The sequence below is a fragment of the Pseudomonas asiatica genome, assembly GCF_009932335.1.
GTDB classification, from domain to species: Bacteria; Pseudomonadota; Gammaproteobacteria; order Pseudomonadales; family Pseudomonadaceae; genus Aquipseudomonas; species Aquipseudomonas asiatica.
Window position 1 is genome coordinate 197,376 of sequence record NZ_BLJF01000002.1, and the last position, 14,031, is coordinate 211,406.

Consider the following 14,031-nt stretch of genomic DNA (forward strand, 5'->3'; position numbering starts at 1 on the left):
TCCTCAACAAGGCTGACGAATCGGCTGGATTCTCGCTCAGCCGCCGACAAGACGATAGCTCCCTGAAGAAATGTTCATGAAACGGCCGGAAATGTCGTTATCGAGACTGTCTCTCATCGCCAGACGGCGCGCCAGAGGGCGCGATGTCGCGCATTGACGCTTTCGGCAAACCCCCTGTCGTTTTTGCATCGGGGCGCCTTTGGGCACAGGCATATGCTGGCCCCAAAGCGCCGGCAATAAGGTTTGGCGCAAACCCATTCAATAAAAGGGGACAGCCTGATGAGCCCAGCCGAACTTCACGCCGACAGCATCGTCATCGACGGCCTGATCATTGCCAAGTGGAACCGCGAGCTGTTCGAAGACATGCGCAAAGGCGGGCTGACTGCGGCCAACTGCACGGTGTCGGTCTGGGAAGGCTTCAAGGCTACCGTCGACAACATCGCCGCCAGCCAGAAGCTGATCCGCGATAACAGCGACCTGGTGATGCCGGTACGCACCACCGCCGACATCCGCAAGGCCAAGGAACTGGGCAAGACCGGCATTCTCTTCGGCTTCCAGAACGCCCACGCCTTCGAAGACCAGATCGCCTACGTCGACGTGTTCAAGCAGCTGGGCGTGGGTATCGTGCAGATGTGCTACAACACCCAGAACCTGGTCGGTACCGGTTGCTACGAGCGAGACGGCGGCCTGTCGGGCTTCGGTCGCGAGATCGTTGCCGAAATGAACCGCGTCGGCATCATGTGCGACCTGTCCCACGTGGGCTCCAAGACCTCCGAAGAAGTCATCCTCGAGTCGAAAAAGCCGGTCTGCTACTCGCACTGCCTGCCTTCGGGCCTGAAAGAGCACCCGCGCAACAAGTCGGACGAAGAGCTGAAGTTCATCGCCGACCACGGCGGTTTCGTCGGCGTGACCATGTTCGCGCCGTTCCTGGCCAAGGGCATCGACTCGACCATCGACGACTACGCCGAAGCCATCGAGTACACCATGAACATCGTCGGTGAAGACGCCATCGGTATCGGTACCGACTTCACCCAGGGCCACGGCCAGGACTTCTTCGAATACCTGACCCACGACAAGGGTTACGCCCGTCGCCTGACCAACTTCGGCAAGATCATCAACCCGCTGGGCATCCGCACTGTGGGCGAATTCCCCAACCTCACCGAAACCTTGCTCAAGCGCGGCCACTCCGAGCGCGTGGTGCGCAAGATCATGGGTGAGAACTGGGTCAACGTCCTCAAGGACGTGTGGGGCGAGTAAGCCGCTCTCCAAGCCTGAAAGCCCCTGCCAGCAACGCCGGGGCATCCCGATAAAAAATTTTATGGAGTTGAGTTTCCATGGCCAAGATCGCCCCGCAATTGCCAATCGAAGTAGACAGCGAGACCGGTGTCTGGACCAGCGACGCCTTGCCGATGCTGTATGTGCCGCGCCATTTCTTCGTCAACAACCACATGGGCATCGAAGAAGTCCTGGGCGCCGACAAGTACGCCGAGATCCTCTACAAGGCCGGCTACAAGTCCGCCTGGCACTGGTGTGAAAAAGAAGCCGAGTGCCATGGCCTGGAAGGCGTGGCGGTGTTCGAGCACTACATGAAGCGCCTGAGCCAGCGTGGCTGGGGCCTGTTCGAAATCCAGGACATCGACCTCGACAAGGGCACCTGCAGCGTCAAGCTCAAGCACTCCGCGTTCGTGTACGTCTATGGCAAGTGCGGCCGCAAGGTCGACTACATGTTCACCGGCTGGTTCGCCGGCGCCATGGACCAGATTCTCGCTGCCCGCGGCAGCTCGATCCGCACCGTGGCCGAACAGGTCTATGGCGGGTCGGAAGAAGGCCACGAAGATGGCCTGTTCGTTACAAAGCCGTTGTAAGCCGGAGATAGCGTCATGGCATTCGAAGCAATGTTCCAGCCGATCCAGATCGGCAAACTGACCATCCGCAACCGTGTGCTCAGCACCGCGCACGCCGAGGTCTACGCCACTGACGGCGGCATGACGACCGACCGCTACGTGAAGTACTACGAAGAAAAGGCCAAGGGCGGTATCGGCCTGGCGATCTGCGGCGGCTCGTCGGTGGTGGCCATCGACAGCCCGCAGGAGTGGTGGTCGTCGGTCAACCTGTCGACCGACCGCATCATCCCGCACTTCCAGAACCTGGCTGACGCCATGCACAAGCATGGCGCCAAGATCATGATCCAGATTACCCACATGGGCCGTCGCTCGCGTTGGGACGGCTTCAACTGGCCGACCCTGATGTCGCCGTCGGGTATCCGTGAACCCGTGCACCGCGCCACCTGCAAGACCATCGAGGTGGAAGAGATCTGGCGCGTGATCGGCAACTACGCGCAAGCTGCCCGCCGCGCCAAGGAAGGTGGCCTGGACGGCGTGGAACTGTCGGCCGTGCACCAGCACATGATCGACCAGTTCTGGAGCCCGCGGGTCAACAAGCGTACCGACGAATGGGGCGGTACCTTCGAAGGCCGCATGAAGTTCGGCCTCGAAGTACTGAAGGCTGTGCGCGCCGAGGTCGGTGACGACTTCTGCGTGGGCATGCGTATCTGTGGCGACGAGTTCCACCCCGATGGCCTCAGCCACGAGGACATGAAGCAGATCGCTGCCTACTACGACGCCACTGGCATGCTCGACTTCATCGGCGTGGTCGGTTCGGGTTGCGACACCCACAACACCCTGGCCAACGTAATCCCGAACATGAGCTACCCGCCGGAGCCGTTCCTGCACCTGGCGGCCGGTATCAAGGAAGTGGTCAAGGTCCCGGTGCTGCACGCGCAGAACATCAAGGACCCGAACCAGGCCACGCGTATCCTCGAAGGTGGCTACGTGGACATGGTCGGCATGACCCGTGCGCACATGGCTGACCCGCACCTGATCGCCAAGATCAAGATGGGCCAGATCGACCAGATCAAGCAGTGCGTCGGTGCCAACTACTGCATCGACCGCCAGTACCAGGGCCTGGATGTACTGTGCATCCAGAACGCCGCGACCTCCCGTGAATACATGGGCGTGCCGCATATCATCGAGAAGACCACCGGCGCCAAGCGCAAGGTGGTGGTAGTTGGCGCCGGCCCGGCCGGCATGGAAGCGGCCCGCGTGGCTGCCGAACGTGGCCACGATGTGACCCTGTTCGAGAAGAAGGAGCAGATCGGCGGGCAGATCACCATCGCCGCCAAGGCCCCGCAGCGCGACCAGATCGCCGGTATCACCCGCTGGTACCAGCTGGAGCTGGCGCGCCTGAAGGTCGACCTGCGCCTGGGCACCGCCGCCGACGTGGCTGCCATCCAGGACCTGCGCCCGGACATCATCGTGCTGGCGGTGGGTGGGCATTCCTTCCTGGAGCAGAACGAGCACTGGGGCGCCGCCGAAGGGCTGGTGGTCAGCAGCTGGGATGTGCTCGACGGCAAGGTTGCGCCGGGCAAGAACGTGCTGGTGTACGACACCATCTGCGAGTTCACCGGCATGTCGGTGGCTGACTTCATCGCCGACAAGGGCAGCCAGGTGGAGATCGTCACCGACGACATCAAGCCGGGCGTGGCCATGGGCGGTACTACCTTCCCGACCTACTACCGCAGCATGTATCCGAAAGAAGTGATCATGACCGGCGACATGATGCTGGAAAAGGTCTACCGCGAAGGCGACAAGCTGGTGGCGGTGCTGGAAAACGAATACACCGGCGCCAAGGAAGAGCGTGTGGTCGACCAGGTGGTGGTGGAGAACGGCGTGCGTCCTGACGAGCAGCTGTACTACGCACTGAAGGAAGGTTCGCGCAACAAAGGCCAGATCGACGTGGAGGCGCTGTTCGCCATCAAGCCACAGCCGATCCTCAGCCAGCCGGGCGAAGGCTACCTGCTGTACCGCATCGGCGACTGCGTGGCCCAGCGCAACGTGCATGCGGCGATCTACGACGCCTTGCGCCTGTGCAAGGACTTCTGATCGAGAAAAATCGTCGCCACCGGGCGCGGTCCCTGTGGGAGCGGGTTCACCCGCGAAAGCGTCAGCACAAGCAACAAAGTTGTCTGATCTGACGCATTCGCGGGTAAACCCGCTCCCACAAGGGGCCAATCCCATCTTCAGAGTGGCGCAAGAATCCAGCTGTTGTGGGAGCCTCCCATGTTGAACACCCTTCTACCTATTCTGCTGTTCGCTGCCCTTGGCCTGGCAGTGCTCGGCGCCCTGCGCCGGGTGCGCATGTGGCGGCGTGGCCGGCCGTCCAAGGTCAACCTGATCGGCGGCCTGCTGGCCATGCCGCGCCGTTACCTGGTGGACCTGCACCATGTGGTCGAGCGCGACAAGTACATGTCCAAGACCCACGTGGCCACCGCTGGCGGCTTCGTGCTGTCGGCCGTGCTGGCGATCCTGGTGCACGGCTTCGGCCTACAGAGCAAGATTCTCGGCTACGCGTTGCTGGTGGCTACCGTGATCATGTTCAGCGGCGCCATCTTCGTCTTCAAGCGCCGCCTCAACCCGCCTTCGCGCCTGTCCAAGGGCCCGTGGATGCGCCTGCCGAAGAGCTTGCTGGCGTTTGCCGTGAGCTTCTTCATCGCCACCTTGCCGGTTGCCGGCATCCTGCCGGCCAACACCGGTGGCTGGGTGATGGTGGGCATTCTCGGGCTGGGCGTGCTGTGGGGCGTGTCGGAGTTGTTCTTCGGCATGACCTGGGGCGGCCCGATGAAACACGCCTTCGCCGGTGCCCTGCACTTGGCCTGGCACCGCCGCGCCGAACGCTTTGGCGGCGGCCGTTCCACCGGCCTCAAGCCGCTGGACCTGGAAGACCCGAACGCGCCACTGGGCGTGGAAAAGCCGGTGGACTTCACCTGGAACCAGCTGCTGGGCTTCGACGCCTGCGTGCAGTGCGGTAAATGCGAAGCCATGTGCCCGGCCTTTGCCGCCGGCCAGCCGCTGAACCCGAAAAAGCTCATCCAGGACATGGTCATCGGCCTGGCCGGTGGTACTGACGCGCAGTTTGCCGGCAGCCCATACCCGGGCAAACCGATCGGTGAGCATGGCGGCCACCCGCACCAGCCGATCGTCAATGGCCTGGTCGACGCCGAAACGCTGTGGTCGTGTACCACCTGCCGTGCCTGCGTTGAGGAATGCCCGATGATGATCGAGCACGTCGATGCCATCGTCGACATGCGCCGTCACCTCACCCTGGAAAAAGGCGCCACCCCGAACAAGGGCGCCGAAGTGCTGGACAACCTGATCGCTACCGACAACCCGGGCGGCTTCGCACCTGGCGGGCGCATGAACTGGGCCGCCGACCTCAACCTGCAACTGCTGTCGGAGGTGAAAACCACCGAGGTGCTGTTCTGGGTCGGTGACGGCGCCTTCGACATGCGCAACCAGCGCACCCTGCGCTCGTTCGTCAAAGTGCTCAAGGCGTCGGGCGTGGACTTTGCCGTGCTCGGCCTGGAAGAGCGCGACAGCGGCGACGTGGCGCGCCGTCTGGGCGATGAAGCGACCTTCCAGCAATTGGCCAAACGCAATATCCAGACCCTGGCCAAGTACAAGTTCCAGCGCATCGTCACCTGCGACCCACACAGCTTCCATGTGCTGAAAAACGAGTACGGCGCCCTGGGCGGCGACTATCAGGTGCAGCACCACAGCACCTACATCGCCGAACTGATCGCGGCCAACAAGCTCAACCTCGGCCAGCACAAGGGTGGCAGCGTCACTTACCACGACCCGTGCTACCTGGGTCGTTACAACGGTGAGTACGAAGCTCCGCGTGCCGTGCTCAAGGCCCTGGGTATCGAAGTGCGCGAGATGCAGCGCTCGGGCTTCCGTTCCCGTTGCTGCGGCGGTGGCGGCGGTGCGCCGATCACCGACATCCCTGGCAAGCAGCGTATCCCGGACATGCGCATGGACGACATCCGCGAGACCGAGGCCGAGCTGGTAGCTGTGGGTTGCCCACAGTGCACCGCCATGCTCGAAGGTGTGGTCGAACCGCGCCCGCAGATCAAGGACCTGGCCGAACTGGTGGCCGACGTGCTGATCGAAGAGGACGCGCCCTCTGCCCCAAAGCCGCAAACGGCCAAACGTGAACCTGCGGAGGTGCACTGATGAGCGACATTATCCGCCGCGACCCACGCGCCGAGTGGATCGCCCGTAACCGTCTGCACCCGCTGCATGCAGCGATGCAGACGCAGCAGACCAGCTGGATGGGGCCCAACGGCCTCATCCGCAAGAACCCCCATGCGATTGCCGCAGGCTTCATCGGCCCGGCCGGCATCAAGCGCATCGACCGCAGCGGCGCCCAGCAGGGCACCGCCGTGGGCGGGCGACGCACGGCGGCGGCCGAGGTCAAGCTGCCGCTGCACCAGGTGCCGGCGCCGGCGTTCTACATCGCCGTGGTGCCAGACATGGTCGGCGGCCGCCTGAGCAGCCACGACCGCGACCTGCTCGGCCTGGCCCACAGTCTGGCCGGCAGCGACGGTGCGGTGCTGGCAGTGGTGTTTGGCGAGCACAAGGAAAGCAACTTTTCCACAGCCGGGGTAGACCGCCTGCTGGTCATCGAAGGCGAGGCTTTCGAAGGTTATGCACCGGAGCAACTGGTACAAGGCTTGCGGGCTGTGGATAACCAGTTCACCCCGCGCCACTGGCTGCTGCCCGACAGCCGCACCGGTGGCGGCGAACTGGGCCGGCGCCTGGGCGCGGCACTGGGCGAGCGCCCGGCGACGCGGGTATGGCAGGTCAAGGACGGCCAGTGCATCGGCCGTGCCGGTGCCGGCCACCAAGACCTGCAGCGCGCCGTACCACGCTTGATCCTGGCGGCGGCCGAGTGCGCCGAGCCAGTCAGCGAAACCCGTCACGAAGCGCTGCCGGTGGAGTTGTCCACAAGCGTGGCGCGCAGCCTGTCGCGCATCGAAGACCTCGGCTCGGTGGCCGTGGACCCGGCCACCATTGCCATGGCCGAAGCCGAGTTCATCGTCTCGGGCGGCAACGGGGTCAAGGACTGGGACCTGTATCACAAGGCCACCGCGGCCCTCGGCGCCACCGAAGGCGCCTCGCGGGTGGCGGTGGACGATGGCTTCATGCCGCGCAACCGCCAGGTGGGTGCCACCGGTACCTGGGTTACCGCGCGGGTCTACGTGGCTGTGGGTATCTCGGGCGCGATCCAGCACCTGCAGGGCATCGGCGCCTGCGACAAGGTGGTGGCGATCAACATGGACCCGGGCTGCGACATGATCAAACGGGCCGACCTGTCGGTAATTGGCGACAGTTCGGCGATTCTCCAGGCACTGATCGAGGCTGTGGACAACTACCGCAGCGGCGGCCAGCGCGACGCGGCATAAGGGCACGAGCATGAGTACGAAAGTGATCAGCCTGGTTTCCATCGGTGCCCACCCCAGCTCCGGCCGCGCTCGCCGCGCCGAGCAGGATGCGCGCGCCGTGGAGCTGGGTTTGCAGCTGGCTGGGGATAACTTGCAGGTGGTGCATGCCGGCGACCCACGGGAAGAGGCGCTGCGCGCCTACCTGGGGATGGGCCTGGACCATCTGGATGTGCTGGAGCAGCCGGCTGGTGCCGACGTGCTGGGCGTGCTCGGGGATTACCTGCGCGATGCCGGGGCACAGCTGGTGCTGACTGGTAGCCAGGCCGAGACCGGCGAAGGGTCGGGCATGTTGCCGTTCCTGCTGGCCGAAAAGCTCGGCTGGCCGCTGATTGTGGGGTTGGCTGAAGTGGAGTCGATCGACAACGGCACCGCCCAGGTATTGCAGGCGCTGCCGCGCGGTCAGCGGCGTCGGCTGAAGGTGCGTCTGCCGTTGCTGGCGACTGTGGATAACGCTGCGCCCAAGCCGCGCCAGAGCGCTTTCGGGCCGGCGCGTCGGGGTGTGTTGGCGGCACGCAACGTGGCTATCGTCGAGGACGAACTGCTGGCCGAAGCCGAACTGCAGCCAGCCCGCCCACGGCCCAAGCGGCTTAAGGTGATCAAGGCCAAGAGCGGTGCCGACCGGATGAAGGCGGCGACGGCCAAGGCCAGTGGTGGCGGTGGCAAGGTATTGAAGGACGTTTCTCCACAGGAAGGCGCCGAGGCCATCCTCAAGCTGCTGGTGGAAGAAGGCGTGCTGCGCTAGAGCCTCACGCGGTCCCGGTGTAGGAGCGGCCTTGTGTCGCGATGGGCTGCGCAGCAGCCCCGGTTATCTTGATTCGTAGTCGAGATCCTGGGGCCGCGCTGCGGCCCATCGCTACACAAGGCCGCTCCTACATTCCATACACAGCCTCGATCGGTCGCTTTTGCCCACCGAATCTGTTCGCCAAGGTGTGGATAAAGTGTTGGCGCATGGCCGCAGCCCTTGTATGACGTGACCTCCAAGCTTTTGATCAAAAAACGATCAGTATTATCCCTGCCTTCGCATGCAAAGCACGGCAGCACCCTGCTGATTTTGCCCACAATCGCTGTTAGCCGGTCTGTGGATAATCTGTTCGGCATCACCTGTAAGCGGCGTAGTCAAAGGCTTTGGCAGATCTGTTCAAAAATTGAACAATCCCGCCCGGATGCTACGCGATGCCTGAAAATCAAGCCCTTGGGTCACTTATCAACAGGGCGATAGCAAAAAGCTCATTGGTTGCCCACAAAGTCTGTTGGTGTTTCTGTGGACAAGATGTATGAACTCCGCTGTAGCCCAGTTAATACGCGACCTTGGCTGATATGGTCAAATAATGATCAAGGTCCTACCTGACATTTTTGCCAGTACGCAAATGTTAAACCGACCATTACCGTATCCACAGGTCTTCGTATTTGTGAATAACTCATGGCGACATACCTGCTAAATGCCGATCGGCAGCACTCTGTACTGGGTACGTATCCCGGCGGCCCCCGTGCTTATGCGCCTTATGGAGTCATGAGCGCCGCCTGCGCACCAGGGCTGGCATTTTGTGGAGAGTATCGGGACCCAGTGACTGGGAATTACCCACTAGGAAATGGCCATCGTACCTACACACCCTCGCTCATGCGTTTCCAGTCACCCGACACGCAAAGCCCGTTCGGCGAGGGCGGGCTCAATGCTTATTTGTACTGCCTTGGTGACCCGGTCAACCACCGCGATCCCACAGGGCAGAAGGCAGAGGATTATGTACTGCCAGTGCTGAGTATCCTTACCAACGTGCTAGGTCTGTTTATCAGCGGGCTACGATTCAGAGCTTTCGTCAAGCAGGTGGGTGCTAGTCGAAGAATTGCCGTGGAAAGCCTTTCACCGTCGATTATGCCGCCAACACGACAGGATTGGGCTTTGTCCAGCGTGAGTGCGGTCGCTGGCGTTGCGGGGTTGACCATTGGTGTTGTGAGAACGGCCGATCCTGAAAACAACTGGCAGACATGGGCCTTGGCTACGCTGACCGTTGTGTCGCTCGCAACGACGGGCTATGAGGCATGGGGGCTGGCTCAGGAGAAGCCATGGAAACCGGATACGCCTGTCGCTGTGAGGCGGCGAGAATCTCCGCCTACCGCAGATGATGTGAACACTTCAGCGGCCGAGATCAGAGGCATGACCCCATCCCAGAAATACGGATAGCGACATCTGTCGCTATCCGCTTATCCCGGGCAGTTACTGCGCCTGCACTTCTTTCAGGTAAGGCGCAGGTTCCGCGCCCAGATTGTTCAGCAAGCGCTGGCTATACCAGTCAATGAAGTTGACCACGCCAAACTCGTAGGTCTTCGAGTAAGGCCCAGGCTGATAAGCAGTGGAGTTGATCCCACGCTGGTTCTCTTCAGCCAAACGACGGTCCTGATCGTTGGTTGCGTCCCAGACCTTGCGCATCTGCTCAGGGTCGTAGTCCACGCCTTCCACGGCATCCTTGTGCACCAGCCACTTGGTGGTGACCATGGTTTCCTGGGCGCTGATCGGCCACACGGTGAACACGATCATGTGGTCGCCCATGCAGTGGTTCCAGGAGTGTGGCAGGTGCAGGATGCGCATCGAGCCCAGGTCGGGGTTCTTGATGCGGCCCATCAGCTTCTTGCATGCCTGCTTGCCATCCATGGTCATCGACACGGTCCCCTTGAGCAGCGGCATGCGCACGATACGGTTACGCAGGCCATGGCTCTTGTGCAGGTACGGGATCTTCTCGGCTTCCCAGGCAGCGGCGGAGGCGGCTACGTGGTCCTTGAAGGCCTGGTCGGCGCGAGGGTCGTTGGTGTCGTCCCACTCCAGCAGGGTTTTCAGCAGTTCAGGGTGCGACCCATTGCAGTGGTAGCACTCGCGGTTGTTTTCCAGCACCAGTTTCCAGTTGGCCTTTTCCATCAAGGTGGTTTGTACCGCCACCTTGGTGTTTTCCATATCGTACGGTTCCATGTAGTGGTCCAGGGTGGCCAGGAACTCGTCGATGGCGGGCGGGTTTTCCGCCAGGCTGATGAAGATGTAGCCGCCAGCGACCTTCACGTTCACCGGCTTCAGGCCATACTGGTTCATGTCGAAGTCGGCGCCCATTTCAGTGCCGGCGAACAGCAAGCGGCCGTCCAGCTCGTAGGTCCACTGGTGGTAAGGGCAGACCAGCTTGGCCACCTTGCCTTTTTCGCTGGTGCACAGACGCGAGCCGCGGTGGCGGCAGACGTTATGGAAGGCATGCACCTTACCCTCGGCACCACGGATCACGATGATCGGGTTCTTGCCGATCTGCAGGGTCAGGAAGTTGCCCTTTGTCGGAATCTCGCTTACCAGCCCCGCGATCAGCCACTCCTTGTGGAAGATCTCCTGCATGTCGATCTGGAACAGACGCTCGTCGGTGTAGAAAGGCTGGGGCAGCGAGTAGGTGCGCTCGCGGGTCTGCAGCATCTCGGCGGTGGCCTTGCGTGCAGGTTCCAGTGGATCGCCCAGGCTCAGGGTTGCGGTGACGTCCATCGTGTATTCCTCGGGGCCGTGTGCGGCCGGCAAAAGGTGGCTAATCGTTGTTGTGGTGCCGCAAGGCTGCTCATCAGAAACAGCTAGTTGTTTTGCCGTGGAGTGTGCGTCCGAAGGCGTCATGAACCGTATCCATGGGCGACATGGCCGATTTGAATTACGACGCGCCAGCCCTTGCAGTGCGGGGCTGGTCGCGATAAGCACGCCGATGTCGCTGGCAGGAATGTACGTCGTCTTCAGCTTGCGCATTATCCAAGCCATAAAACGGCCAATAGTCGGCTGCTGGAGATGAACATGTCCGATACCTTCCTCAATCCGGTCACTACCCAGACCTGGGCCAACGGCCGCCACATCGTGCGCTGCGTCAAGGTCATCCAGGAGACCTGGGACGTGCGCACGTTCTGCTTCATGGCCGATCAACCGATCATGTTCTTCTTCAAGCCGGGGCAGTTCGTCACCCTGGAGCTGGAGATCGAAGGCAAGCCGGTGATGCGTTCCTACACCATCTCCAGTTCGCCGTCGGTGCCCTACAGCTTCTCGATCACGGTCAAGCGCGTACCGGGCGGCCTGGTGTCCAACTTCCTTCACGACACCATGCACGAAGGCGCCGAGCTGCCGGTGCATGGCCCGGTGGGGCTGTTCAACGCCATCGATTTCCCGGCGCAAAAGGTGCTGTACCTCTCGGGCGGTGTCGGGATCACCCCGGTCATGTCGATGGCGCGCTGGTTCTACGACACCAACGGCAATGTCGACATGGTGTTCGTGCACAGCGCCCGTTCGCCGAAGGACATCATCTACCATCGTGAACTGGAGCAGATGGCCTCGCGCATCCCCAATTTCAGCCTGCACATCATTTGTGAAAAGCATGGCCTGGGTGAGCCGTGGGCGGGTTATCGCGGTTACCTCAACCAGCGCCTGATGGAGCTGATCGCGCCGGACTACATGGACCGTGTGGTGTTCTGCTGCGGCCCGACGCCATACATGACTGCGGTCAAGCGCATGCTCGAAGCGGTCGGCTTCGACATGAAGAACTATCACGAGGAATCGTTCGGTGCGACGCCGCCTGAGGCCAAAGCCGATGCGGTGGAGCATGCCGAGCAGGCTGCCGACGCGCCGGAACTGGATGCGGCCGACCTCAACCTGGTGGAGTTCATCGGCAGCGAGAAGAGCATCCGCATCGCCCCGGGCGAGACCGTGCACGCGGCGGCGGCCAAGGTTGGCCTGATGATCCCGAAAGCCTGCGGTATGGGCATTTGCGGCACCTGCAAGGTGCTCAAGCTGGGCGGCGAAGTGGAGATGGAGCACAACGGCGGCATTACCGAAGAGGACGAAGCCGAGGGCTACATCCTGTCGTGCTGCAGTGTGCCGAAAGGGGATGTGCGGATCGATTACTGATCCGGTGTTCCCAGGGCCGCAAAGCGGCCCTGTTCTGTTTCACAACTGGTATTTCCGACAGTTCCAGATTACCCGAGGTACCAAATAGAATTGCCTCAGTCCTCTTTGAGTATTGAGCATGAACCGTTGCCATTTGCTAGTTGTGGATATGAGCGGTTCAGTGTTTTACCGCAGCCACTGCAGAACACACGGCGCATATGACCCCTATGGTGCACATCCGGGCAATGCTGCTTGGGTACTCGCATTTAATGGCGAGCGCCGAGATAACCTCACAGGCTTTTATCTGCTCGGCAATGGCAGAAGAGCATATAGCTCCGCATCAAGGCGATTCTTGTCTGCAGACCAGCTGAGCCCATTTTCCAAGGGGGGTATCAATGCTTATGCCTATTGCTTGGGAGATCCGGTTAACAGGCAAGATCCGAGCGGAGCATTCAGCATTCTCTCGTTTCTCAAAAGCGCGATATGGCTAGGCTCGCGGATTAAAGCAGCTTGGGCTCGTCCAGCTGGATTGAAGGTGTTGGCTGAAGCGGCTAAATGGACGGCCGGTATCGGAGGCAGCCTGGCTTTTTACGGAGTACCTGGTGGTAAAGAGTTGGCGACTGCTGGGAGTATTGTGAAGGCCGGGTTAAAAGGATTTTCAGTCGGCAGGGCGCTGCAGAAAGAGGTTGAGAATAGTTTTGGGCCTCTCATGATGGATTTGGCTGGGGCTGAATTTTCGCCCTTCGTTGGCCCTACCACCGCCAGCGAGTCTCCAAGCCCCTTGGAGCTTGCTGAACAGATCAGGGCTGCATCTCGCCAACCCATTAAAGTCCAAGGCAAGGCGTGACAATTCTGCAATCACCGCACGGGTCTGTTGCGCCCCGGTAGCACTCTGCACCGACAGCTCATTGATGTTTGCCAGGTTGCGTCCACTTTCCGCGCCACTTCTTCCACAGCGCTGATCATCTCGATGAGGGTGCTGGCCGCCTGTTCGATTTCGTTGTTCTGCTGCTGGCCACGGGCGCTTTCGTCAGTCCTTTTCCTGACCGGCGGTTGATCCAGGTCGGAACAAGGGGCCGGCTACCCTGTCAATCTGCGGGTTAGACACTTTGTGAATCCGATATTTAATGGCGATGGGCCGCACTTTTCTTTATCGTGTGCGCCCCTCGCAACAACCTGAGATAGACCCATGCTGGAAGCTTCCCTGAATCAAATCGAGCAACTGGTCAGCGACCTGATGCAGAAGAACGCTCAACTCACCGAGCAGAACGCCGCCCTCGGTCAGGAACTGGCCCAGGCCAAGGAAGAGAACGAAACCCTGCAGCTGTCGCTGATGGAGCAGGAAGAGAAGAACGGCAGCACCGCCGCACGCCTGCAGGCCCTGCTCGAGCGCGCCAACGCCGGCGTCGTAGGCGCATGACACTGCGAGCGCAGCCGATCAATGTCGTGTCGATCCTCGGCAACGACTATTCGATCAAGGCGCCTGAAGGCCAGGAAGCGACCCTGGCCCAGGCGGTGCAGATGCTCAACACCGCCCTGGCCCAGACCAAGCGTCAGTACCCGACCCTGATCGGCGACAAGCTGCTGGTGCTGGCCGCGCTGAACCTGTGTTCGCGGCAGATCGAGCTGCAGGATGAGCACCGCAAGACGCTGGAGCGTACCCAGGCGCAGATCGATGCCACGGTGGACGCCATCGTGCGGACCATAGCCGAACAATAAGGCCTTGCATCGACCTCTGTGGGAGCGGATTCACCCGCGAATGCGTCAGTGCATTCAGCATCGCATTCGCGGGTAAACCCGCTCCCACAGG

Annotated in this window: 12 protein-coding genes; 11 read left to right on the forward strand and 1 reads right to left on the reverse strand. The window is 61.5% G+C overall.

Annotated elements, in window-relative coordinates; translation table 11 throughout:
• Positions 1-279 precede the first annotated feature (279 nt).
• From GYA95_RS20310 to GYA95_RS20340, 7 genes are all read left to right on the forward strand, one after another.
• Positions 280-1,257, forward strand: coding sequence for a dipeptidase (locus GYA95_RS20310; protein WP_003257506.1), 978 nt, complete (start codon positions 280-282; stop codon positions 1,255-1,257).
• Positions 1,258-1,334: 77 nt separating this feature from the next.
• Positions 1,335-1,865, forward strand: a complete 531-nt coding sequence (locus GYA95_RS20315) for a DUF5943 domain-containing protein (protein ID WP_013970507.1) — start codon at positions 1,335-1,337, stop codon at positions 1,863-1,865.
• Between the two features lie 15 nt (positions 1,866-1,880).
• Positions 1,881-3,941: a dimethylglycine demethylation protein DgcA gene (dgcA, locus tag GYA95_RS20320; protein WP_013970508.1), complete on the forward strand. Its 2,061-nt coding sequence runs from the start codon at positions 1,881-1,883 to the stop codon at positions 3,939-3,941.
• Between the two features lie 177 nt (positions 3,942-4,118).
• Positions 4,119-6,071: a dimethylglycine demethylation protein DgcB gene (gene dgcB / locus GYA95_RS20325; RefSeq protein ID WP_013970509.1), complete on the forward strand. Its 1,953-nt coding sequence runs from the start codon at positions 4,119-4,121 to the stop codon at positions 6,069-6,071.
• Positions 6,071-7,303 (forward strand): electron transfer flavoprotein subunit alpha, encoded by a 1,233-nt coding sequence (etfA, locus tag GYA95_RS20330; protein ID WP_015268651.1) that lies wholly within the window; start codon positions 6,071-6,073, stop codon positions 7,301-7,303. The genes dgcB and etfA overlap by 1 nt, the downstream gene beginning before the upstream one ends.
• Positions 7,304-7,313: 10 nt before the next feature.
• Positions 7,314-8,084, forward strand: coding sequence for an electron transfer flavoprotein subunit beta (gene etfB, locus GYA95_RS20335; RefSeq protein ID WP_003257512.1), 771 nt, complete (start codon positions 7,314-7,316; stop codon positions 8,082-8,084).
• A 768-nt stretch (positions 8,085-8,852) separates the two neighbouring features.
• Positions 8,853-9,521, forward strand: a complete 669-nt coding sequence (locus GYA95_RS20340) for an RHS repeat-associated core domain-containing protein (RefSeq protein WP_232873974.1) — start codon at positions 8,853-8,855, stop codon at positions 9,519-9,521.
• A 33-nt stretch (positions 9,522-9,554) separates the two neighbouring features.
• Here the strand turns inward: GYA95_RS20340 and gbcA are convergent, their stop codons facing one another.
• Positions 9,555-10,847, reverse strand: a complete 1,293-nt coding sequence (gene gbcA, locus GYA95_RS20345) for a glycine-betaine demethylase subunit GbcA (protein WP_015268653.1) — start codon at positions 10,845-10,847, stop codon at positions 9,555-9,557.
• 294 nt (positions 10,848-11,141) lie between these two features.
• Here gbcA and gbcB point away from each other — a divergent pair, with 294 nt between their 5' ends.
• The 4 genes from gbcB (at position 11,142) to GYA95_RS20365 (ending at position 13,940) form a co-directional block, all read left to right on the forward strand.
• The gene (gbcB, locus tag GYA95_RS20350; RefSeq protein ID WP_015268654.1) at positions 11,142-12,242 is read left to right on the forward strand and encodes a glycine-betaine demethylase subunit GbcB; all 1,101 of its coding nucleotides are present in this window, start codon (positions 11,142-11,144) and stop codon (positions 12,240-12,242) included.
• A 118-nt stretch (positions 12,243-12,360) separates the two neighbouring features.
• Positions 12,361-13,068, forward strand: a complete 708-nt coding sequence (locus GYA95_RS20355) for an RHS repeat-associated core domain-containing protein (RefSeq protein ID WP_102059501.1) — start codon at positions 12,361-12,363, stop codon at positions 13,066-13,068.
• A gap of 342 nt (positions 13,069-13,410) precedes the next feature.
• A complete protein-coding gene (locus GYA95_RS20360) occupies positions 13,411-13,641 on the forward strand; it encodes a hypothetical protein (protein WP_003257514.1) in 231 nt (76 codons plus the stop codon).
• Positions 13,638-13,940 carry a cell division protein ZapA gene (locus GYA95_RS20365; RefSeq protein ID WP_003257516.1) on the forward strand — a complete coding sequence of 101 codons (303 nt, stop codon included), beginning with the start codon at positions 13,638-13,640 and terminating at the stop codon, positions 13,938-13,940. The genes GYA95_RS20360 and GYA95_RS20365 overlap by 4 nt, the downstream gene beginning before the upstream one ends.
• Positions 13,941-14,031: the final 91 nt, after the last annotated feature.

Coding starts and splice junctions, on each gene's coding strand:
- GYA95_RS20310 (WP_003257506.1), top strand. CDS start 280: ATGAGCCCAGCCGAACTTCACGCCGACAGCATCGTCATCGACGGCCTG.
- GYA95_RS20315 (WP_013970507.1), top strand. CDS start 1,335: ATGGCCAAGATCGCCCCGCAATTGCCAATCGAAGTAGACAGCGAGACC.
- dgcA (WP_013970508.1), top strand. CDS start 1,881: ATGGCATTCGAAGCAATGTTCCAGCCGATCCAGATCGGCAAACTGACC.
- dgcB (WP_013970509.1), top strand. CDS start 4,119: ATGTTGAACACCCTTCTACCTATTCTGCTGTTCGCTGCCCTTGGCCTG.
- etfA (WP_015268651.1), top strand. CDS start 6,071: ATGAGCGACATTATCCGCCGCGACCCACGCGCCGAGTGGATCGCCCGT.
- etfB (WP_003257512.1), top strand. CDS start 7,314: ATGAGTACGAAAGTGATCAGCCTGGTTTCCATCGGTGCCCACCCCAGC.
- GYA95_RS20340 (WP_232873974.1), top strand. CDS start 8,853: ATGAGCGCCGCCTGCGCACCAGGGCTGGCATTTTGTGGAGAGTATCGG.
- gbcA (WP_015268653.1), bottom strand. CDS start 10,847: ATGGACGTCACCGCAACCCTGAGCCTGGGCGATCCACTGGAACCTGCA.
- gbcB (WP_015268654.1), top strand. CDS start 11,142: ATGTCCGATACCTTCCTCAATCCGGTCACTACCCAGACCTGGGCCAAC.
- GYA95_RS20355 (WP_102059501.1), top strand. CDS start 12,361: ATGAACCGTTGCCATTTGCTAGTTGTGGATATGAGCGGTTCAGTGTTT.
- GYA95_RS20360 (WP_003257514.1), top strand. CDS start 13,411: ATGCTGGAAGCTTCCCTGAATCAAATCGAGCAACTGGTCAGCGACCTG.
- GYA95_RS20365 (WP_003257516.1), top strand. CDS start 13,638: ATGACACTGCGAGCGCAGCCGATCAATGTCGTGTCGATCCTCGGCAAC.